This window comes from Gilliamella sp. LMG 34360 (assembly GCF_984568995.1).
Map to the genome: position 1 here is coordinate 1,714,252 of NZ_OZ474900.1, position 22,723 is coordinate 1,736,974.

Here is a 22,723-nt window from a genome sequence, read left to right on the forward strand (position 1 = left end):
TTTAAGTAGGGTGATTTAAAAACAGACAGAATGCGTATATTTATATTCAATTAACAAATAATACCACATTTTATGGGGTTAATCTTACTAAATATTAACATTCATTAAGACTCGCGTTGAAAAGGGAAAATAATAAAACAATTATTATCAAATTACTTTATAATGCCTATGATTATTCATTTTTCGTTTATTTTAGGAATCAATACATGTCATTTGACTCTCTTGGCTTAGATGCCGAGATTTTAAAAGCAATCCACGAACAAAACTACACCCAACCCACACCCATTCAACAACAAGCTATCCCAGTTATTTTATCAGGTAAAGATTTGATGGCCAGTGCTCAAACAGGTACAGGCAAGACAGCTGGCTTTGGCTTACCCATTTTGCAGAAATTAGTTGAACAGCAAGCAAAGGCAAGCAATCAGTCTCAACCTAAAAAAGGTAAACGTCGATTATATGCTTTGATCTTAGCCCCAACACGTGAATTGGCTGCTCAAATTGGCGAAAATATTCGTGACTATAGCCGATATTTACCAATTCGGTCTTTAGTGGTGTTTGGTGGCGTAAGCATTAATCCTCAAATGATGAAACTACGCGGAGGGGTCGATATTTTAATTGCAACTCCCGGTCGTTTACTCGATTTGGTGCATCAAAACGCAGTGGATCTGTCGTCGGTTAAAGTGTTAGTATTGGATGAAGCCGATCGTATGTTAGATATGGGTTTTATTCATGATATTCGGCGTGTGATTGCTAAATTACCAAAAAAACGTCAAAATTTAATGTTTTCGGCGACTTTTTCAGATGAGATAAAAGCGTTAGCACAAACCATTTTAAAATCACCTGAATCTGTTGCTGTGGCAAAAACGAATACTGCATCAGAACAAATTACCCAGTATGTGCATCGGGTAGATAAGCGTCGTAAACGTGAATTGCTCTCTTATTTAATTGGTAAAAATCAATGGCAGCAGGTATTGATTTTTACCAGAACCAAATACGGAGCTAACCATCTTGCTGAACAGCTAACCAAAGATGGCATTAGAGCTTCAGCGATTCATGGCAATAAAAGCCAAGGCGCTAGAACTAAAGCTTTAGCGGATTTTAAAAATGGTCAAATTAGAGCGTTGGTGGCAACCGATATTGCGGCTAGAGGTTTAGATATTGAACTATTGCCTTACGTTGTCAATTATGAACTACCACAAGTGGCAGAAGATTATGTGCATCGTATTGGTAGAACAGGGCGAGCACAAAATCAAGGGCAGGCGATATCTTTAGTTTGTATTGATGAACTTGCTCAATTAAAATCAATTGAAAAATTGATTAAAAAATCGATTCCAGAAATTTTTACTCCGGGATTCGAAGTTGATCCTAGAATTAAAGCGGAGCCTGTAAAAAAAGCGACAGCAAAGCGTGCTCCAGCAAAAAGAAGACGTGTTGATAAAACGCGAACTTCTAAAAATAACCAGAATAGTATGAAGCAATCTAGTCATCATACATATTCTAAAACGAACTAAATTATCTACAGTAGAAGGATATTATTATGGCTAAGGTTAATCGCAGTCGTCGTTTAAGAAAAAAATTACATATTGAAGAATTTAAAGAGTTAGGTTTCACGGTAAGTTGGTCATTTGACGAAGGGATCAGTGAAAAAACCATTGATAATGTCGTTGATCAATTTATTGTTGAAGCAATACAAGCAAATGGTTTGGCCTATGAAGGAAGTGGTTATTTAAGCTGGAAAGGCATCATCTGCACTCAAAAATTGGGCAATTGCAGCGAAGAAAATCGTGATGTTGTCACTAAATGGCTTGAAAGTCACGGCTTAAAAAATGTCAAAACCAGCGAATTAATTGATATTTGGTGGGATGAATTAGATTTCTAATTTCTAAATATTTAATAAAAATAGCCACCAATGTGGCTATTTTTATTGAAAGATAAGATACCTTTGCTTTACTCAATTCCTTGGCTACGCAGGTAATCCTCATAATTACCGGTATAATCAATCACTTTTTCTGGGGTGATTTCGACAATCCGAGTAGCAAGTGAGCTAACAAATTCACGGTCATGTGATACAAAAAATAGCGTTCCTTGATAAAGCTCTAATGCCATATTCAATGATTCAATCGACTCCATATCCAAATGGTTAGTCGGTTCATCCATCACAATAATATTTGGACGTTGCATCATTAATTTACCAAATAGCATACGTCCTTTTTCACCACCAGAGAGGACTTTAACTTGTTTTTTAATGTCATCTTGTGAAAATAATAAGCGACCTAAAATACTGCGTACGGCTTGCTCATCATCGGTTGGCTGTTTCCATTGACTCATCCAATCAAACACAGTTAGATTTTGTTCAAATTCATATTCGTGATCTTGGGCATAATAACCAATATTGGCATTTTCAGACCATTTAATATCACCTTGTTCTGGTGTTAGTTCGCCCATTAAGGTTTTTAATAAAGTTGTTTTACCAATACCATTCGTCCCTAAAATAGCCACTTTTTCGCCGACTTCGACCATTAAATTTAGATTTTTAAATAGTGGTCCGTTATCAAATCCTTTAGTTAAGTTTTCAACAACTAGAGCATTACGGAATAATTTTTTGTCCTGCTCAAAACGAATAAATGGATTTTGTCGGCTTGATGCTTTAACTTCTTCAAGTTTAATTTTTTCAATTTGTCTTGCCCGAGAAGTCGCTTGTTTGGATTTTGATGCATTCGCACTAAAACGACTGACAAAAGATTGCAACTCACTAATTTGAGCTTTTTTCTTGGCATTGTCGGCTAATAAACGTTCTCTAGCTTGCGTAGATGCAGTCATATAGTCATCGTAGTTACCTGGATAGATTCGAAGCTCGCCATAATCCATATCCGCCATATGAGTACAGACCATATTTAAAAAGTGTCTGTCATGCGAAATGATGATCATGGTGCTTTCGCGTTCATTTAAGGTATCTTCCAACCAACGAATGGTATCAATATCCAAGTTATTGGTCGGTTCATCTAATAATAAGATATCCGGATTAGAAAACAGAGCTTGGGCTAAAAGTACTCGTAATTTCCAACCGGGCGCGATTTCACTCATTAATCCATAATGTTGCTCAATTGGAATACCGACTCCTAGCAATAATTCACCCGCACGCGCTTCAGCACTGTAACCATCCATTTCGGCGTATTGAGTTTCTAAATCGGCGACTTTAAACCCATCCTCTTCGCTCATTTCTGGAAGTCCATAAATGCGATCACGTTCTTGCTTGATTTGCCATAATTCAGTATGTCCCATAATTACAGTATCAAGAACAGTATATTCTTCAAAAGCAAATTGGTCTTGGCGTAATTTACCTAATCTCTCATGTGGATCTAATGCAACATTTCCTGATGTTGGTACTAAATCACCACCAAGAATCTTCATAAAAGTTGATTTGCCACTTCCATTGGCGCCAATTAATCCATAACGATTACCATTGCCAAATTTAACAGATATGTTTTCAAATAAAGGTTTACTGCCAAATTGCATCGTGATGTTATTTGTACTTAACACTAAACTTTTCTCTCGCTTTAAATACATTTTGCTTTAAAGATATCTATCTCTTTAAGCAAAATAGTTGAAATGTAATTTGGCGCACATTATGCCATAAAATGCCTTTTTTGAGGATCTTTCATTTTTTAACTGTATCAGTTATCCGTTAGGCGATTATGTTTTAAGGTAGGATTTATTGATATTACAAATTATTAATATCTATATTAAAAAAATAATGAATAAATAGATGGATAGAGTAATTAACCCTTTTAACCATTGTAATCAATTTATATTTCAAAAGGTTTACAACTGATAGATGAATTGTTACGATGCGTGCCTATTTATTACTATTTAACTCATTTTATTATGTTTTATCTTATCTTTGTGACTTTGGTCTGGTCATTCTCGTTTAGTTTTATAGCGGTCTATTTAAGTGGACAGGTTGATACTTGGTTTGCGGTTGTAATGCGTGTTTTACTTGCCTTTATTACTTTTCTGCCTTTTTTACGTTTTAGAAACATTCAACTAAACACGATGTTACTTTTAATGGGCGTTGGGGCTTGTCAATTAGGTATCATGTACTTTTTTTATTATAACTCTTTCCAATATATTTCAGTGCCTGAAGTGTTGCTGTTTACTATTTTTACACCGATTTACGTCACGGTTATTTATGATTTATTGCAACATCATCCGTTACGGTTGAGTTATCTTTTTACTGCCATTATAGCCGTAATCGGAGCGGCTATTATTCGTTATGACCATATTAGTACAAATTTTATCATTGGATTTTTATTAATTCAGGGAGCCAATATCGTTTTTGCTTTAGGGCAGGTTGGTTATAAAAGAATTATGGAAGTTTATCCATTACCACAACATCAAGCTTTTGCATGGGTCTATTTAGGTGCAGTCATTGTTGCAACAATAGGTTGGCTATTATTTGGTGATGCATCCAAATTGCCAACTACTAATGTACAATGGGGCATTATTATTTGGCTTGGCGTAATTGCTTCTGGATTATGTTATTTTTTATGGAATTATGGTGCGACTAAAGTCGATTCAGGAACATTAGCAATTATGAATAATGTGGTCATTCCAACTGGCATTATTGTTAATGTAGTGATTTGGCATCAGTCGCTTGATTGGGGGCGTTTTATATTAGGTAGTGTAGTCATTATTTTAGCATTAATCCTACACTACAAAATTAAAAATCGTTCTTCTAACTAATAAGGTAAATGGGTCATGATGGATAATATCAATGGTGTTGTTACAGATGATAATGCCGTTGATATTAGTAAACTTGATGCAATAGGGCCTTGCAATACCTCAAATTGTCTTGCCATCATATAACAATTGATGGCAATAGATACCGAACTTAATAATACGACAACTTGTAACTCTAAAGTCGGTAATCCTAAAAGTTTGCCAACTATATAGGTTACAATCGGTAAAATCGCTAATTTTAAAATACAGATCGAACCAGTAATTAAAAACTGGTCGCGGATTTTATATTCCGCAAGTCCCATACCTAATACAATAAGAGATAAAGGTGCGGTCATATCACTGACCATTTTTGTTGACTGATTAATAAAATTGGGTATTGGTAAACCGATATAATTGACGGCAATTCCTGTGAAAATACCAATAATAATCGGGTTTTTTGATACATTTTTTAGTGCCTTTATAAAGCTACGCCCCGAGAGTTTACCCATTTGTACAAACTCAATTGATACGGTTGCTAACGTCCACAATATTAATGCATTAAATATAACAATGATGGCAACAATGGGAATAGCTTGATCGCCGAGCAACATTTTTATAATTGGGATACCAACAAAGACAGTATTCGTGTAGATGCCTCCCATTGCAAATAAAGTGCTTTGAGAACCATTTAATTTGAATATTTTCGATGCAATTAAGCAACCAATAGCAAATACGATAAATGAACCACCAAAAAATACCAATAACAGTTTGATATCAATTTCTGACTGCTCAGAAAAGTGACTCATTATCTGAAATAGCATTATTGGAAATGCAATATAAAAGGTAAATTTAGTTAAACTATCCGTTACCGTTTTTTGCCATCGACCTAACTTTACAGCTAAAAATCCAAGCAATATTAAAATAAATAAGGGTAGAGTAGATAAAAACTGTGCCCATAATGTTATCAAAAAATTCATAGAGATTATTTTATTGGTGATTACGAATAAAGTACCAATCTAATTCAGTTGACCGTTTCGAGTCAAATTGATAACCAGAAAGATTAAAATCTTTAATATCATTACTCTTATCAATGCCATTTTTTATAATATAGCGGCTCATAAGCCCACGCGCTTTTTTGGCGTAAAAGCTAATAACTTTATATTCGCCTTTGCTTTGATCTAAAAAAATGGGCTGAATAATTGTCGCTTTCAACTGTTTAGCTTTAATGGCTTTAAAATATTCATTTGACGCTAAATTGATTAAAGTCGGATGAGTGGATTTGCTGAGTTCTTTATTGAGATGATCGGTTAGATGATCGCCCCAAAATTGATAAAGATTACTGTTATTGCCATTTTTTAAACGTATGCCCATTTCTAAACGGTAAGGTTGTATTAGGTCAAGCGGTCTTAATACACCATACAGTCCAGATAGAATTCGTAAATGTGATTGAGCAAATTGAAGATCATTATCATTAAAATCTTCTACATTAAGCCCCTCATAAACATCCCCTTTAAAAGCTAATATCGCTTGTCTTGCATTATTTAAATTAAAATCAGAATGCCAATTTTGGAAACGTTCATGATTTATCTCAGCTAATTTAGGACTGATGGACATCAGTTTAGCCAAATCATCAACCGTTAATTTTTTACAATCTGTGATGAGTTTTTCTGAATACGAAATAAATTGTGGCAAAGTATATTTTTTAGTTATTAATGGGCTTTGATAATCAAGCGTTTTAGAAGGAGAAATAATCGTTAGCATAAGCGATTGCCTATTGTAATTTGCATAGTTTGGGGTTATTTTACACCTAATCAACCAAAAGAGGAGTGATAAAATGAATCCAACCAAAAAAGATATACATGATATTCGTTCTTGGGCCAGTGTTCGTGAAACTTCTATTGAGATTGCCGAAGCTATTTTTGAATTAGCTAATGATGATGAAAAACTAGCAGAACAGATTTGGGAAGAAGGAAGCGATGAAGTATTAAAACTCGCTTTTGCTAAAACCAAAGCAGATAAGCTCTTTTGGGGTGAGCAAACTATCGAACGTAAAAACGTTTGATTTATGACATAAATCACGATTTTAAATAAATTTTTGTTATCTACAGGATGTTTAATTTTTATGAAAATAATAAAATTAATGATTATATTTATTATTATTACACCATTATCTGTTTTTGCTGATTCAAAATACGCTAATTTAAATCAATATGAATTACGGCTTTATTGTAGTAATAATACTCTTTCAGAAGCAGAACTGACTGAATGTTTAGAAGAAATTTTTCATACCAGTCAAGCTGAGTTAGATAAATCGCAGCAGAATTTTTTTAATGCACTTTCAAATTGGGATGAAGACAAAGAGTATATCGTAATTGCAAAAAATAAACTTAAAAAAGCTAATAAAGAATTTATTAAATATCGTGATTTACAGTGTGACTTTGCTTATTCGTTAGGGGGCGGAGCAATTGGTAATGCTCTAAATATGTATAAATTCTCTTGTCTAGCCGAACTAAATTTTCAACGAGCAAAACAACTTGATCTATATCGGTCTAATTGATGGTAACTGTTATAGAATTTTTTTTACTTATTGTATCTAAATAAAGTTAGGTATTGTTATTCTCAGTATGTAATAAGACATCCAACAACAGATTGATATAGTTATGAAATTAACTTTTTTAGGAACAAGCGCAGGTTTACCAACCGCTGAGCGGAATGTAAGTAGTATTATGCTCGATCTCCGACAAGAGAGAGGGCGATTATGGCTTTTTGATTGTGGTGAGGCAACTCAAATGCAAATGCAGAAAGCAAAATTTAGCTTAGCCAAATTAGAGATAATTTTTATAACACATTTACATGGTGATCATCTGTTTGGTTTACCGGGTGTTTTAACTACACGTTCATTAATCCAAAATCAATCAGAACTAACTTTGGTTGGCCCCAAAGGTATCAAACAATTTATTCAAACTGTGATTGATATTAGTTATTCTTGGCTAACTTATCCTTTAAACATTATTGAACTTGAGCAAGATAGTTTAGTATTTGAAGATACTAAATTTCGGGTTGAAGCCAAATTATTAGCGCATCGAGTACCTTGTTTTGGTTATCGTGTTGTGAAAAGGGATTTGCCACCTATCTTAGATATCAACAAATTACAGCAAGATAATATTAATGCGGGTTCACATTATGCCTATTTAAAAGAAGGTAAAACAGTAACACTAGCTGATGGTCGTGTCATTGATGGTCGTAATTATCTTGGTGATTTTAAGCAAGGGAAAAAATTGGCTATTTTAGGTGATACAATACCTTGTGATGCTTCAATTGAATTAGCTAAAGATGTTGATGTACTTGTCCATGAAGCAACGCAAGAAGATGCATTAGAACAAAAAGCAATTGAGCGAGGTCATTCTACTACTGTTCATGCGGCGATGATTGCTAAACAAGCCAATGTTAAAAGATTGATTATGACGCATATAAGCCCTCGATATTCCCTTAATGACAATGCCAAATTAGTTAATGAGGCTAAGAACATTTTTAACCATACTGAAATCGCAACTGATTTTGCCACGTTCCAAATATAAAAAATATGCCGACATTATCGGCTAGTTTGCTGATATTTCAGTCAGCAATAAAATTTTGCAAGAAAAGCTAATTGAGCCTAAAAATTATAGATTTTTGTGAAAAATATTCAGGAGTCTATACCGTTTTATTTTTTATTCAGAATAAAATCATTAAATACCAATTACATTAGAAAAAATTAATAAATATGCCGTATATTTATTAACTTTTTAGCCATAGTAGATTTATTTAGTAATAAGCATGAATGAACTTTAATGATCTATTTTAAATTAGCATTCCTAATTTTTTCATCCAATTCACATAATCATCTGCACTTTTATCGATATCTTTTTGTGTAATTTTATCTGGATAGTCTGGCTCATTATTTGCGCCATAAATTGCAAAAATGGGCTGATAATCAGCCTGAACGTAATTTATTGTTAATTCAAAAGGGCTGAGAATTTGCTCAAGTGTATATTTATAATGTCCGGTTTTAGAATAGTCCGCTTTCTTTATACCTGCCGAAACCGCTAAACCTACTTTTTTACTTCTTAATTTATCGCCCAAGGCACCAAATGCCCATCCATAGGTGAAAACTTCATCCAACCATTGTTTTAATAATGGTGGACAATTAAACCAATATATCGGAAATTGAATTACTAAATTTTGATGATTTTCAATTAAGTTTTGTTCGAAACTAGAGTCTATTTTAAAAGAGGGATAGTAAGAATATAAATCATGTATGGTTACTTGTTCATGATACTGATTTAATCTATTAATCCAACATCGGTTAACACTTGAAGAGGCTAAGTCAGGATGAGCAACAATCACTAAAGTGCGTTTCATTGTAAAATATTCCTTCTATATTATTATCAATAATTAAGTCATACTAATATTAATACGATTAATTTTAAAGTACGGTAATTACCGTTATGTACTATCTTTATGGAAAGTGTCAACATGGAAAATCATCATTGTGCCGAAGAGCATTTTGAGAATAGTGGATTTAATTACACACTCTCAATGATTCGAGGTAAGTATAAGATTGTGATTCTTTATTGGTTAAACGAGAATCAGCCAACAATGCGATTTAATCAACTTAAACGAAGCATTAATAATATTTCTTTTAAAACACTGAGTAATACCCTAAAAGAGATGGAAAAAGATAAATTAATTTTTAGAAAAGAATATCCGCAAATTCCGCCTAAAGTGGAATATGGGTTATTAGAAAGAGGTAAATCTTTAGTTCCTATTTTAGATATGCTTTGCCAATGGGGAAATAATCATAAAGATGACCCATTATCATAATCTGAAAAAACTTTATTCGCCGACATGGTCGGCGTATTTATATGACTAAAGACAGAAATCTTTAATTAAATTTTCAATAGTTAATTTTGCTGGTTTTATAAAATCCATCGAAATAAATTCGTCAGGTTGATGAGCTTGTTCAATCGATCCTGGTCCTAAAACAATGGTTGGAGCAATTTGATTTAAATAGGGGGCTTCAGTACTGTAATTAACGGTTTGTGCTTGATGACCGACTAGTTTTTCTATGTGTTGTAATGCTGGATGATCTTTTTTACACTCATAGCCTGGAATTGGTGAGACTTCATATTCTACTGCTATACGATTAGGGTATTTCTCCATCACAGGTTGCAATGCTTCACATAATGCATTATAGAGCGAATCAACATCATTATCTGGTAATACCCGTATATCAATAATTAATTCACAACAGCCGCATATACGGTTTGCTGCATCGCCTCCATGAATTACACCTAAATTTAGAGTCGGGTAGGGCACACTAAAGCCTTCATTATGATGTTGTTCTTTAAATTTTTGTTTAAGGAGTAATAAACGTTCAATGACTAAATGCATAATTTCGATAGCGTTAATACCTTTGTCTGGATCGCTTGAGTGACCAGATTTACCAATAACTTTAATTGAGTTAGATAAAAATCCTTTGTGAGCACGGATAGGGATTAATGAGGTGGGTTCTCCAATGATGGTACAATCGGGTTGTAATTGTGTTTGTCGGGCAAAAAACGATGCGCCCGCCATTGAAGTTTCTTCATCGGCAGTGGCAAGTACATAGATTGGTTTAGTCAGTTTTTTTAGGTCTATATCTCGTAATGCATCTAAAATAAAAGCAAAAAATCCTTTCATATCAGCAGTACCAAGTCCATATAAATTGTTATTTTCTTCGGTTAATTTGAAAGGATCTTTTGTCCATTGTCCTTCATCAAAAGGGACAGTGTCACTATGGCCACTAAGTAATAATCCACCTTGTGTGCTATTTTCATCATTGGTATACGTTGCTAGCATATTGTATTTATCGCGAGTATTCGGAACGGGTTGTATATCGATAGTAAAACCCAAATCCGAAAACCACGATGCTAATTTTTCGATGAGAATTTTATTGGAGTAATCTAATTTTTCATTAGTAACATTGCTAATTGTTGGGGTTGAGATAAGTTCATTATATAGTGTTAAAAAAGAAGGAAGAGCCATAGAAATCACCTTAAAAAAATAGTCAATATGTCCTTTTACAAGGTGATAAGAATAGCACTTAGATGATTATTTGCATATCAGGGTATTTAAAATAATAATTTAAATTCAAATTTTTAACATTTCTTGCTGTTAACTATTGTGTTTATTTTATTTATAAAGAACTTTTGTTATTATTTAAACCATATGGATAAAGTTTACAAAAATTTATTATTCATTTAGTCTTTATAAAAATTAATTATACTCAAACAAGGCATTATTCATGAAAAATATTAGCAAGAAATGGATCATTATCGCGTTTATCGTTGTTGTGCTTGGTTTTGTTTTGTGGCAACAATTCAAAACCGATGGCTATGGAGCCGATTTCATCAGTGGTAATGGGCGTATAGAAGCAACTGAAATCAACATATCTACCAAACTCGCAGGTAGAATTGAAAAAATTAATGTTGATGAAGGTGAATTTGTCACAGCAGGTCAGCCTCTGGTTATCATGCAAACTGATACTTTGCAAGCTAAATTAAATGAAGCCCAAGCACAACATCGACAAGCAATGAGTAATGAAGCTACATCTAAAGCTCAAGTTGCCTTAAAAATGAGTGATAAAGTAGCTGCGTTAGCAGGTGTTACTCAAAAAGAAAGTGATTTAGATATTGCGAATAAACATTTACAAAGAACGGCTACACTTTATCAAAAAGGTGCCATTTCAGTTCAACAATTTGATGATGATACCGCTAAAGTCAATAGCGCAAAAGCCGCTTTAGATTCCGCTAAATCCCAAGTAGCGGCTGCCGATGCAGCAATTGAAGCTGCGCAAGCGGGAGTTGAAAGTGCTCAATCAGAAATAAACGTTGCTCTAGCAAATATTAGACAAATTCAAGCTGATATCGATGACAGTACTTTGACTGCACCTGTTGATGGACGTATTCAATATCGTATCGCTCAACTTGGTGAAGTCTTACCTTCTGGCGGTAAAGTTTTGAACTTGGTCAATTTATCAGATGTGTATTTAACATTCTTTTTACCTGAAACCATTGTAGGTAAAGTCGCTATTGGTGATGAAGTTCGATTAGTTCTTGATGCTTTACCTGAAAAAGCCATTTCTGCCAAAATTTCATTTGTTTCAAGTGTTGCACAATTTACGCCTAAAACTGTAGAAACAAAAGATGAACGTCAAAAATTGATGTTTAGAGTAAGAGCGCAATTAAGCCCAGAACTTTTAAGATGTTATATTACCTACGTTAAAACAGGTCTTCCCGGTGTTGCTTGGGTAAGACTTGATCCTAATACGGAGTGGCCTTCAGAGTTATCTGATGTTGCAAAATGCCAAACAAAATAATTGGAGATAGCAAATGTCAGAATCGGATAAAAAGGATTTAGCTTTACTTGCTGAAGGTAAAACCCTTGATGATGCTGTAGTAAATGTTAGTAATGTAACCTTAAAATATAAAAAGACTTGTGCACTCAATGATATCAGTATTGCAATCCCACCAAGATGTATGGTGGGATTGATTGGACCTGATGGGGTAGGTAAATCCAGTCTATTATCATTGATTTCAGGGGCACATGTTATTCAAGAAGGATTAGTGTACGTTCTCGATGGTGATATGAAAGATAAATCACATCGAAAAAACGTTTGTACACGCATTGCTTATATGCCACAAGGATTAGGTAAAAATCTCTATCCTACACTTTCAGTTGAAGAAAATTTACAATTTTTTGCTCGCCTATTTGGTAATGACGCAGCGGAAAGACGACGCCGTATTGATGAATTAACTAAAAGCACGGGTTTATATCCCTTTTTATCCAGACCAGCGGGTCGCCTTTCAGGTGGTATGAAACAAAAGGTCAGCTTATGTTCTGCTCTGATTCATGACCCTGATTTACTTATTCTTGATGAACCGACTACGGGAGTTGATCCTCTTTCTCGCGCGCAATTTTGGCAATTAATCAATAAAATTCGTGAACAACGACCGCAAATGAGTGTGATTGTCGCAACGGCTTATATGGATGAAGCGCAAAACTTTGATTGGTTGGTTGCAATGTATGGCGGTAAAATTCTTGAAACAGGCACTCCACAAGCATTATTAGCCAAAACGGGTAAAAATAATTTAGATGATGCCTTTATTCAGTTAATGCCAGAAGATGCTAGGGAAGGTTATGAAGCCGTCGAAATCCCCCCATTAGCCATAAATCAAGATTTACAAGTTGCAATCGAAGCTAAAGACTTAACCAAACAATTTGGCGATTTTATTGCAGTTGATCATGTTAATTTTTCAATTAAACAAGGTGAGATATTTGGCTTTTTAGGATCAAATGGTTGTGGTAAATCAACAACCATGAAGATGTTAACTGGATTATTACCGATATCATCAGGCGAAGCGTGGTTATTTGGTAAACCTGTCGATGCCAGTGATATCAATGTTAGACGCCATTTAGGTTATATGTCTCAGGCATTTTCGCTTTATAGTGAATTAACTGTTGAACAAAATCTCATTTTACATGCACGCCTATTTGGTATTGAAGAAAGCAAAATACCAGCAAGAGTTAATGAATTACTTAAACGTTTTGGTTTAGAAAATGACGTAAAAAGTTTGCCGGAAAGTCTACCTTTAGGTGTTAAGCAAAGGCTTTCTTTATCGGTTGCGGTGGTTCATAATCCTGAAATTCTTATTCTGGATGAACCTACCTCTGGGGTCGATCCTATTGCTCGTGATGACTTTTGGCGTTTGATTATTGAACTATCCCGAAAGGATAAAGTAACCGTATTTATTACCACTCACTTTATGAATGAAGCTGCTCGCTGCGATAGAATTTCATTAATGCATGCAGGTAAAGTATTAGCCAGTGATACACCTGATAATATTATTCATTCTAAAAATGCGAACACTCTGGAAGAAGCGTTTATCCGTTATTTAGTTGATGCAGGGGCAGATGATACAAATATGGATGAAAAGGAGAGTGAAACATCCAAAACTGTAACGAATGAACCCATTAAGGTAACCCAAGATACCCATCATCTACAAGGATTTAGCTTGACTCGTATGATTGGTTGTTTGTGGCGTGAAACATTAGAGTTATCACGTGATCCTTTGCGTGCTTTATTAGCCTTTTTAGGTTCAGCAATCTTAATGTTGGTTATGGGATACGGTATCACCATGGATGTACAGGATTTAAGATTTGCGGTGTTAGATCGTGACCAAAGTATTACCAGTCAAAATTACATTCTTAATCTTTCAGGATCTAAGCGCTATTTTATCGAAAAATCGCCAATTCTTGATTATGATGACATGGATCAAAGGATGAAAAGTAATGAAATCTCTTTAGCTATCGAGATACCGCCTAATTTTGGACGAGATATACAACGTGGAGATCCAGTTAATATCGGAATTTGGATTGATGGTGCTATGCCGTCTAGAGCAGATACGGTTAAAGGATATGTGCAAGGTATGCATCTTGCTTGGTTAAGTGAAAAAATAAAAACAACAACTGGAACAGAATCTAGCGCATTAGCAAACATTGAAACTCGATATCGGTATAATCCTGATGTTAAAAGTTTACAGGCAATGGTTCCGGCTGTAATTCCAATTCTATTATTAATGATTCCATCTATGTTAGCAGCGTTATCCGTTGTTCGTGAAAAAGAGATGGGATCAATCATCAATTTATATGTTACTCCTGTTACAAGAACAGAGTTTTTATTAGGTAAGCAAGTTCCTTATATTGTTATTTCGATGCTTAGCTTCTTATTACTCCTGATTATGGCTATCACCATATTTGATGTGCCGATAAAAGGAAGCTTCCTGACTTTATGTTTAGCTGGATTAGCTTATTGTGTTATTGCAACAGGGTTTGGATTGCTTGCCTCGACAGTGACACGCAGTCAAGTTGCAGTTATATTTTTAACCACGGTTGGTACGATGTTACCCGCAATACAATTCTCAGGATTACTTAATCCAGTAGCATCTTTAGAGGGTATTGGGCGATATATTGGTGAGGTGTATCCAACAAGTCATATGCTTGTTATTGCGCGAGGTGTTTTCAATAAAGCATTAGGACTTTTTGACTTACATAACTCAATATTTGTATTACTTATTACCATTCCGATTATACTTGGTGCAAGTATATTTCTCCTCAAGAAACAAGAAGGATAGATATTATGCAAGGTTTTATTAATATTTATCGCTTAGGTATTAAAGAATTATGGGGATTAATTCGTGATCCAATCATGTTATGTTTAATCGCCTACTGTTTTACAATTGATATTTATTCTGCTGCAACAGCAACTTCTGATTCGCTTCATCATGCTTCGATAGCAGTGGTTGATGAAGATGACTCGCCTTTATCAAGGCAAATTATTGCGGCATTTTATCCACCAATGTTTAATAAACCCGTTAAATTACATTCAATGGATGTTGTCGACCGTGGAATGGATACAGACACTTATACCTTTGCATTAAATATACCGCCTAATTTTCAACGCGATGTCTTAAATAATCAAAGCCCTGAAATTCAACTTAATGTTGATGCGACGCGAATGGGGCAGGCGTTTGTTGGAAATGGCTATATTACTCAAATCGTGAATAACGAAATAACAAAATATTTCAATCAAATAGATAAACCAACCAGTTTACCGGTTAACATTGAAGTTCATACAGCATTTAATCCAAATTTAACCCGCTCTTGGTTTGGTTCGGTTGTTGAAATTATTAACATTGTTACTACTTTGTCGATTATTTTGACAGGTGCTGCTTTAATGAAAGAACGTGAACACGGCACTATCGATCACTTACTTTCAATGCCAGTTACACCATTTCAAATTATGATCTCAAAAGTTTGGTCTATGGGTCTTGTCGTTCTGGTTTCAACATGGGGAGCTCTTTTAGTGGTTGTTCAAGGTTGGCTTAATGTACCAATTGAGGGATCGATTACTCTATTTTTGATTGGTGCCGCTTTACACTTGTTCGTGACAACGTCACTTGGTATCTTTATGGCTACCGTCGCTAAATCAACAGCACAGTTTGCGATGTTATTCATTTTAATTCTTCTGCCGTTACAGATGCTTTCTGGTGGCAGTACGCCACGTGAAAGTATGCCTGAAGTGGTTCAAAATATTATGTTGTTTGCACCTACCACTCACTTTGTTGAATTAGGGCAAGCCATTTTATATCGTGGTGCCGGTTTAAGTGTAGTTTGGACTTCCTATGCTTGGCTTCTAGCCATTGGTTGTGTGTTCTTTCTCATTGCCCTTAAACGTTTCCGTAGTTCAATTGTCAATATGGGATCATAAGATCCCATATCTTCATAATATGACAAAATGATTTATTTTGTCTCTTTTTGACTTGTTATTCTTTTTCATCACTATTATTGCAATAGACACATTTTTTATGCATACAAAAGGTATCTATACAGAATAAGATATTCGGTAATATTAAATCAGTACATCTAATTTATAACCATAATAAGATCTGTCATTGATTTCATAATTAGAAAAAAATTATAATAAATTAATAAGTTATTTCAAAATGACTCAAGTGGTTTACATAACAAAACGTACAATATCTTTAATAAAAAATCTAAATATAATTTTTTAGAACTAGGCAATAGTATTCAATATAAATAGATCATTTGAGTCTATTTCAAAAAACAATGAATCATGATTTTGAATAAAAATGTTACTTATCTGTATAAATTTGAAATAAAAAGGTACAATATTTGTATCCTCTCAAATAGATAGATATGTATATTTTCTTATTAATTATCAATTAGTAAGCATTAAGAAATCGTGCAAATCTCATCATGTCATGCGACTTGTAAATCTCAATCTTAAGGTTATGTAAACAAATTGAAAGATTTTGTTAATAAAATGAATTTAATTGTTATTTTTTTTACAAAATTACTTGTTATAATTTAGCACATATCGCAAATGAGGTTGGGTATTAAATCATACCAACATTGTAGTTTGGGATAGGCTATTTATAGAAATACTGTCATTTTATGGATATTTTGATAGTGTAAAAAAATCAGTATTAATCCTTTTAATTCTAAAAGGAATTAGAACTAAAAGGAATTAGTTATAAAGGGAAATAGTTCTAAGGAAAAAATATCTGATTTAATTGGTATCAAAGTAAAGGTCATTTTGGCTTATTACCCATGGAAGACTGGTATCACTAAAAACCTTTGCAATTTTGCCATGGAAGGCATTATTGCAAACTCCAACCTAGTTTTTTAACGTTTATTAATTCTTTTTGTGCAAATCCGAACTCCACTGATACTATCTAACTTTGATACTAATTGTTTTTAAGATAAATAATTATAATTCTACATAAATAGGGTAATTTGTTGATAACTGATTTGCAGTAATCTATTTGTGTTTAAAAATTTATCTTAAAAAAATACTGATATTTTAAAATGATAAAAACTTTTACTTGGACTAACTTTATCCAACAAATATTGGATATTAAAAAAAATCCCAATTAAATGAGATTTTTATATTAAAAAACGATTAATTTCGTTTGGTATTTTTTAACTCTTTTGGTGATAATCCAAAATAAGCTCTAAATCGTTGAGAAAATCGAGCGGTAGATGAATAACCAACCATTGTGGCAATGTGTTCTGTTGAAAGACTCGATGTTTGTAATAAGTGAAGCGCACGTCCCATTAACACTTTTTCTTTTATTTTTTGGATATTTTCCCCTTCAAACTTTAATTTGCGATATAACGTCGCTTTACTCATGCAAATTTCTTTACTTACGTCATCTATTGTAATTTTTTTATTGTCGTTTCTTTTAAATATTTCGATAACTTTTAGGGTTGTTTCTTTTTGGCTAGGGAGGTAAGCTAAATTTGGATATCCCGAACTAACTAATAAATTGATGATCTCTTTTCTTCGGTTTTCTATTATATCTTCTGTTGCCCAATCTAAACATTCAATAAGCTGAGATATGCATTTGTATAAAGCGTTATTAGCTTTACCAAATGTGTATGTTTCAGATTTATTAGTATTATTATTTATTATATTATTATCAAAATCAGAAAATTCAAATTCAACGAGTACCGCAAAATAATTGGTATTGGCAGGAATATTTCGCATATTCATTGTTTGTACATCAGTAAAAAAAACAAAATTACCTACATTACATGCGACTTTGGTTTCATTACCAACGATTTTACATCCATTTAATACAACAACCAGCAGTGGTTTTAATATAGGTATATTAGAGAGATCTTGTTGTAGCTTTGATTTATAAGTTGAAACACACTTTTTATGATTCAATGTAGTACTTAACGTTTTGAGTCTTTCTATTTCTAATTCTGTATCTTTCATCCTAATCAATCCGTTTTTATGTTATGGTCAATTATTGAGGATATTCAATATCCATCGCTAGAATCAATGTTACTCTTGAGCTTATTATATATAATAATGATTACTATTTTTAGTTATTTATTTCACTAATGGTAATTCATTCCAATGAGTTGTATAACGTTTGCTTAATAATTGACGTTTTATTTGCCAAGGTGCAGACTTTTGTATTCCTCCTAATTGGATCGTATTTTTACCCATTTTTTGATTAATGCTATCAATTGTTTTCATAAGTTTGTCGTTTTTATGCAGCGATGGATTTGTTAAAGGTGTAGTGAAAAAGTCTGGTTGTGAATGGCTGTTTTTAATTTTTAGATCCAATAACATTACCCCTGATTTCATAAATAAAAGATCTTGCTTATATATTTCCAGCAAACCTTTTTGTGCTGCGTGAATAATTAATCGTGAGTCATCTGTTGGAAAAGAGAGTGGTACTACGATTGATGGGTGATATTGATTTGAATTGTCACAAAAGCGATTCGTTTTTAAAAAGACTAGAATAGCGCTAGCGACAGATTGTTGTTGTCTAAGCTTTTCAGTGGCACGGCTTGCATGCAGACGAATCGCTTCTTGTAAATCAAATAGTTTACTCGTTAAACGACCAAAACTGCGTGATATCATGATGTTTTTCTTCGGAGTGCATAGGTCATCTAACTCAATACAGTTAATACCTTGTAATTCTAATACGGTTCGTTCTAGTGTTACCGAAAAGTTCTTTCTAATATATTTTAGATTAGCTTGACGCAGATCCCATGCAGTATGAATATTGATTCTATTTAATTTGTTTGCGATATGTCGACCTACGCCCCAAATGTTATTAATTGAAAATGTTTCTAATATATTTTTTAGTAATTTTTCATCTGTGGGTAAACAATAAACATTTTGATAAATGGCTTGTTTTTTGGCTATATGATTAGCTAACTTTGCCAATGTTCGCGTTGGAGCAATACCGATACTAACAGGAATACCTGTATCTCGTTTTACAACATTTTTTATTTTTAAACAATGTGCTGTTATATCTGTAAATCCATCTAGTTGAATAAAAGCTTCATCAATAGAATAAAGCTCAATACTCGGAGTATGGTTTTGTACAGTATCAAAGACCCGCTGGCTCATATCACCATAAAGTTCATAATTTGAACTTAGCAAAATTATTTGTTTACGAATTTTAGATGGGATCTGATAAGCCGGCATCCCCATAGGTACTAATGGTTTTAATTCATTTGAACGCGCAATAACACAGCCATCATTATTGGACAAGATCCCAATTGGTTTTCCTTCTAATTTAGGATTAAAAACACGTTCACACGAAGCATAGAAATTATTGCAATCAATTAGACCGATCATACATGTGCTCTTTTTCGTAATGAATGGATGGTATGTATAACAATTCCCCAAATATGAACATCTTTCCCCATTAAGGGAATTGGTGGATAAAGAGAATTACCTGACAATAAATGATGTTGGTTATCGAATATTCCAAGACATTTGCATGTTAACTCACCATCAACTGCGGCAACTACAATATCACCGATTTTAGGCTCTAAAGAACGATCAACAACTAACAAATCACCACTAAAAATACCATAATCGATCATAGAATCGCCTACGGCTTTAATATAATAGGTTGCGCTAGGATGCTTTACTAAATGTTCAGTCAAATCAAGTTTCGTTTCCAAATAATCATCTGCAGGGGATGGAAATCCAGCTCTTACTGGCGTATCAATTAAAGTTAAGTAATTTTTATCGGCAGTATTAACCATGCCAAGTACAATACAATTATTACGCAAGTACGTTCTCCTTAAAATTAATATATAAATCTATTTCGTTATGTTATGGACATAAAGTTATAGACATATTAAAAAACGAATATATGTATAAATATACAGTATAAAATAGCTGATACAAAAATTTTTGACTGTAAAAAAATAGAAATTGAGCAAAAAAACGCAATTGATATTAAGCCACAGCTAACATTTTTGGGATTTCCAATTTTTATGGGATTAAAAATAATAGGGCAAAAATAAGCAGTTTTTAACTTAAAAATAGTCCAAATGACATTATTGATTTTGTCATGCCACATAGAAAGCTTACATTGTATTAATTATTCATTAATAGTTTAAAAACATAATTCACTATCTGTTATGTTAATTATTTATCTTGATAATATAAAGATAAGTAATTACATGTTGTTGTCATTCTTTTATATAAACAAATTAAATCAGTTTTTTAACTATAAAATTAGTAGCTTTTTATTGTTAATAAAGTGTTATAAAAAGCAGCAAAACAAAAGAGTTAATGGTCAAATTAACTTTTACCATAATTTAACACGCGTTTTCTATGTGATCTTATTTGTTGATTTTTATGAAATAAAACTTCGCTATTTAGTGGTGTCAAAGCAAAATTGAATGATTTTTTATTCTTTTTAAGATAGGTTGCAGACCTTGCTTAACACAAGTTAAAAAAGAATAAGTATAATACCGCGCAATTTACAGAATTTTCCATTTGATATAACAAAGGTTGACATATTAACAATGTATTCAGTTAAGCTTACATCATGTAAAACAACATTAAGCAATATAGAATTTCAAAAAACAAACATGCACTTTTACATGTAATAAATACATTCAACTTTGTTATCCGCTTTAGCTCGGTCTAAAAAAAATCTAATCAAAAGTTACCGAACAATTACCGAATTTGTATTTCAAGTAATATTATTTTAGGAGTTTTAAAAAAATGAATCTAATCTGGTCTGCAGTTGGACAAGTTGTAAGTTCTTGTCTTCCGGTTTTTTTACTTATTTTTCTTGGTTGGTTGTGTGTACAGCAAGGAATATTTACGAAAGATTCTAAAAAATTATTATCTGGACTTGTATCTAACTTTGTATTCCCAGCATTACTATTTGTGCATACATCACACGCTAAACCATCGCAAATATTCAATGGTATTTGGATGATTGCCTTTTTCTGCACGATGTCATTTTTATGGATCGTTTGTTTCTTAGTGAATAAATACGTTCTACATAAAGATCTCAAATCAACAGCCATGAGTTCAATGTTATGCTGCTTCCCAAATATGGGGGGAATGGGGGTTCCGTTCTTAACGTTAATGTTAGGTGCTTCATCTACCATTTCTGTTGCAGTCGCTAATTTTGTTGTGGCATTGTCATTAATTCCTATGACTATTTTTCTATTAGAATTATGTGACACCAAAATATCAGGTGGTAAAGTAACGGGTGCAATGGTTTTTAGTGCAGTAAAAAGTTCACTGATGAAACCAATGTTCTTAGGTGTTATTCTTGGTTTAGTGGTGAGTGTGACTGATGGTACGACTTGGATGCCACACTTTATATTTAACACTTTCGATATCATGTCTAATGCTTGTAACTTCATTTCGTTAATTGCAGTAGGTGTGGGTATCTATGGTGTTAAATTAAAAATGTCAAAACCACTTATGATCAACGTAGTTTTGAAAAGCTTCTTTACACCAGTTGTTGCGTTAATTGCTGTACATCTATTTGGTATCACAGGAATGGAAGCAGAAGAGTTAGTTTTCTTACTTGCAATGCCAACGGCATCAACAGCGGTTATTTTGGCTTATAACTGGAATGTTGAACAAGAGCATGCATCAAGCATTTTCTTTGCTTCAACCGTTTTATCAATTTTTATTTTACCAACATTATTACTCATCATGGAATATACCATTCCAGGTGTGCAATAAGCATTTATAATCGATCCGAACCGCCTCATTTAGTTTGTCTAAATGGGGCTTTTTTATTGGTTTTATTTTTTATTATCATGTTTTCAATATTAATAAAAATTGCCATTCCTTAGTTTTCTTTGTGTTTTTATTTATGTTTTAACTTCTTTTTTAAAAATAAAATCCACACTGAAAGTGATCAGAATTTTTTATCCTTTTATAATTAAAACTAAAAGAACAACACTAAATAACAAAACATCAATATAATCATTTTATTATTTAAAATTACGAAATAACTGTCTAACTATAAATGGATGAAGTATAGAAACTGGCATCATATATAATTTTCCCCAAAAGTTATGATTATTAACTGAAGCAATAAGATACAACATATTAATCTTCTCCATATTATTAACAATCCGTAAGCATAGGCAAACATCAAGATGCGAGTCTTTTACCTGTAATGTGAGTTTATCTGGGGTCTGTTCAATAATTGTAAAAAAATGGAGGGTATTTGAAGTTTCAAGATTGTGATGGTGTGGCTCAGACTTATTAAATCCATGAACAGGTTTAATTCCAACTAATCTAACTAAAAAATCTCTTATTTTAAATAGAAACTCTAGCCATTTAGGCTGATAAGATGTCATTATTTTATAAGCATCAAGCGCCGTAATATTTTTTGCTATGGCTATTGTTTGATAATCTAAATAATCTATTTTTTCGCCAACTAAGGTAGTATCGTTAGGCAAAACAGCTAATATTTGTTGAATATGCTTTTTTTTCATTTTTCTATATTGGATACGTTAATTTAAATTTATAGCAAAATAACTCAAGTTAAACAGTAAGTTAATTTAAGAAAAATGCCTAATATGGATTATGTAA

At 33.1% G+C, this 22,723-nt stretch carries 20 protein-coding genes; 11 read left to right on the top strand and 9 right to left on the bottom strand.

The genetic code is table 11. From position 1 onward, the window contains the following. The first annotated feature begins 206 nt into the window (after positions 1-206). Both rhlE and AC5LW9_RS07755 read left to right on the top strand, forming a co-directional pair. Positions 207-1,511: an ATP-dependent RNA helicase RhlE gene (rhlE, locus tag AC5LW9_RS07750; RefSeq protein ID WP_493455588.1), complete on the top strand. Its 1,305-nt coding sequence runs from the start codon at positions 207-209 to the stop codon at positions 1,509-1,511. 26 nt (positions 1,512-1,537) lie between these two features. Continuing rightward, complete coding sequence (locus AC5LW9_RS07755; RefSeq protein WP_493455589.1) at positions 1,538-1,879, top strand: YggL family protein; 342 nt, start codon at positions 1,538-1,540, stop codon at positions 1,877-1,879. Between the two features lie 68 nt (positions 1,880-1,947). On the opposite strand, the gene AC5LW9_RS07760 is transcribed toward AC5LW9_RS07755, so the two are convergent. Further along, entirely contained in the window at positions 1,948-3,567 is a 1,620-nt protein-coding gene (locus AC5LW9_RS07760) for an ABC-F family ATPase (RefSeq protein WP_493455590.1), read from the bottom strand. Positions 3,568-3,885: 318 nt separating this feature from the next. On the opposite strand from AC5LW9_RS07760, the gene AC5LW9_RS07765 reads away from it, so the two are divergent. Continuing rightward, positions 3,886-4,743, top strand: coding sequence for a carboxylate/amino acid/amine transporter (locus AC5LW9_RS07765; RefSeq protein WP_493455591.1), 858 nt, complete (start codon positions 3,886-3,888; stop codon positions 4,741-4,743). On the opposite strand, the gene AC5LW9_RS07770 is transcribed toward AC5LW9_RS07765, so the two are convergent. Together AC5LW9_RS07770 and yaaA are read right to left on the bottom strand one after the other, a co-directional pair. Further along, positions 4,740-5,687 (bottom strand): AEC family transporter, encoded by a 948-nt coding sequence (locus AC5LW9_RS07770; RefSeq protein ID WP_493455592.1) that lies wholly within the window; start codon positions 5,685-5,687, stop codon positions 4,740-4,742. The two genes, AC5LW9_RS07765 and AC5LW9_RS07770, sit on opposite strands and share 4 nt — an antisense overlap. Positions 5,688-5,706: 19 nt before the next feature. After that, positions 5,707-6,480, bottom strand: coding sequence for a peroxide stress protein YaaA (gene yaaA, locus AC5LW9_RS07775; RefSeq protein ID WP_493455593.1), 774 nt, complete (start codon positions 6,478-6,480; stop codon positions 5,707-5,709). 73 nt (positions 6,481-6,553) lie between these two features. Here yaaA and AC5LW9_RS07780 point away from each other — a divergent pair, with 73 nt between their 5' ends. The 3 genes from AC5LW9_RS07780 to rnz all read left to right on the top strand — a co-directional run bounded on the left by AC5LW9_RS07780 (position 6,554) and on the right by rnz (position 8,297). After that, positions 6,554-6,781: a YccJ family protein gene (locus AC5LW9_RS07780; RefSeq protein WP_025315495.1), complete on the top strand. Its 228-nt coding sequence runs from the start codon at positions 6,554-6,556 to the stop codon at positions 6,779-6,781. 60 nt (positions 6,782-6,841) lie between these two features. Beyond that, the gene (locus tag AC5LW9_RS07785) at positions 6,842-7,276 is read left to right on the top strand and encodes a lysozyme inhibitor LprI family protein (RefSeq protein WP_493455594.1); all 435 of its coding nucleotides are present in this window, start codon (positions 6,842-6,844) and stop codon (positions 7,274-7,276) included. A gap of 103 nt (positions 7,277-7,379) precedes the next feature. Then, positions 7,380-8,297, top strand: a complete 918-nt coding sequence (gene rnz / locus AC5LW9_RS07790; protein WP_493455595.1) for a ribonuclease Z — start codon at positions 7,380-7,382, stop codon at positions 8,295-8,297. A gap of 262 nt (positions 8,298-8,559) precedes the next feature. Here rnz and AC5LW9_RS07795 read toward each other — a convergent pair whose 3' ends face one another. Then, on the bottom strand, positions 8,560-9,120 hold the full coding sequence (locus AC5LW9_RS07795) for an NAD(P)H-dependent oxidoreductase (RefSeq protein WP_493455596.1): 561 nt from the start codon (positions 9,118-9,120) through the stop codon (positions 8,560-8,562). Between the two features lie 114 nt (positions 9,121-9,234). On the opposite strand from AC5LW9_RS07795, the gene AC5LW9_RS07800 reads away from it, so the two are divergent. After that, the gene (locus AC5LW9_RS07800) at positions 9,235-9,582 is read left to right on the top strand and encodes a winged helix-turn-helix transcriptional regulator (RefSeq protein ID WP_198228325.1); all 348 of its coding nucleotides are present in this window, start codon (positions 9,235-9,237) and stop codon (positions 9,580-9,582) included. A gap of 45 nt (positions 9,583-9,627) precedes the next feature. Here AC5LW9_RS07800 and argE read toward each other — a convergent pair whose 3' ends face one another. Further along, complete coding sequence (argE, locus tag AC5LW9_RS07805) at positions 9,628-10,791, bottom strand: acetylornithine deacetylase (protein WP_493456603.1); 1,164 nt, start codon at positions 10,789-10,791, stop codon at positions 9,628-9,630. 253 nt (positions 10,792-11,044) lie between these two features. On the opposite strand from argE, the gene AC5LW9_RS07810 reads away from it, so the two are divergent. From AC5LW9_RS07810 to AC5LW9_RS07820, 3 genes are read left to right on the top strand one after another with little or no spacing between them, the layout of a single operon-like run. Continuing rightward, positions 11,045-12,118 carry an HlyD family secretion protein gene (locus AC5LW9_RS07810; protein ID WP_493455597.1) on the top strand — a complete coding sequence of 358 codons (1,074 nt, stop codon included), beginning with the start codon at positions 11,045-11,047 and terminating at the stop codon, positions 12,116-12,118. Positions 12,119-12,131: 13 nt separating this feature from the next. Next, complete coding sequence (gene rbbA, locus AC5LW9_RS07815) at positions 12,132-14,933, top strand: ribosome-associated ATPase/putative transporter RbbA (protein WP_493455598.1); 2,802 nt, start codon at positions 12,132-12,134, stop codon at positions 14,931-14,933. Between the two features lie 5 nt (positions 14,934-14,938). Then, positions 14,939-16,069, top strand: coding sequence for an ABC transporter permease (locus tag AC5LW9_RS07820; RefSeq protein ID WP_198228319.1), 1,131 nt, complete (start codon positions 14,939-14,941; stop codon positions 16,067-16,069). A gap of 1,215 nt (positions 16,070-17,284) precedes the next feature. Here AC5LW9_RS07820 and AC5LW9_RS07825 read toward each other — a convergent pair. From AC5LW9_RS07825 to AC5LW9_RS07835, 3 genes are all read right to left on the bottom strand, one after another. Next, positions 17,285-18,106: a helix-turn-helix transcriptional regulator gene (locus AC5LW9_RS07825; RefSeq protein ID WP_198228317.1), complete on the bottom strand. Its 822-nt coding sequence runs from the start codon at positions 18,104-18,106 to the stop codon at positions 17,285-17,287. A gap of 117 nt (positions 18,107-18,223) precedes the next feature. Continuing rightward, the gene (locus AC5LW9_RS07830; protein ID WP_493455599.1) at positions 18,224-19,489 is read right to left on the bottom strand and encodes a Y-family DNA polymerase; all 1,266 of its coding nucleotides are present in this window, start codon (positions 19,487-19,489) and stop codon (positions 18,224-18,226) included. Further along, positions 19,486-19,932: a LexA family protein gene (locus AC5LW9_RS07835; RefSeq protein WP_493455600.1), complete on the bottom strand. Its 447-nt coding sequence runs from the start codon at positions 19,930-19,932 to the stop codon at positions 19,486-19,488. The genes AC5LW9_RS07830 and AC5LW9_RS07835 overlap by 4 nt, the downstream gene beginning before the upstream one ends. 946 nt (positions 19,933-20,878) lie before the next feature. Here AC5LW9_RS07835 and AC5LW9_RS07840 point away from each other — a divergent pair. Beyond that, positions 20,879-21,862, top strand: a complete 984-nt coding sequence (locus AC5LW9_RS07840) for an AEC family transporter (protein WP_025315506.1) — start codon at positions 20,879-20,881, stop codon at positions 21,860-21,862. Between the two features lie 254 nt (positions 21,863-22,116). On the opposite strand, the gene AC5LW9_RS07845 is transcribed toward AC5LW9_RS07840, so the two are convergent. Continuing rightward, complete coding sequence (locus tag AC5LW9_RS07845) at positions 22,117-22,626, bottom strand: DUF2867 domain-containing protein (RefSeq protein WP_198228311.1); 510 nt, start codon at positions 22,624-22,626, stop codon at positions 22,117-22,119. Between the last annotated feature and the right edge of the window lie 97 nt (positions 22,627-22,723).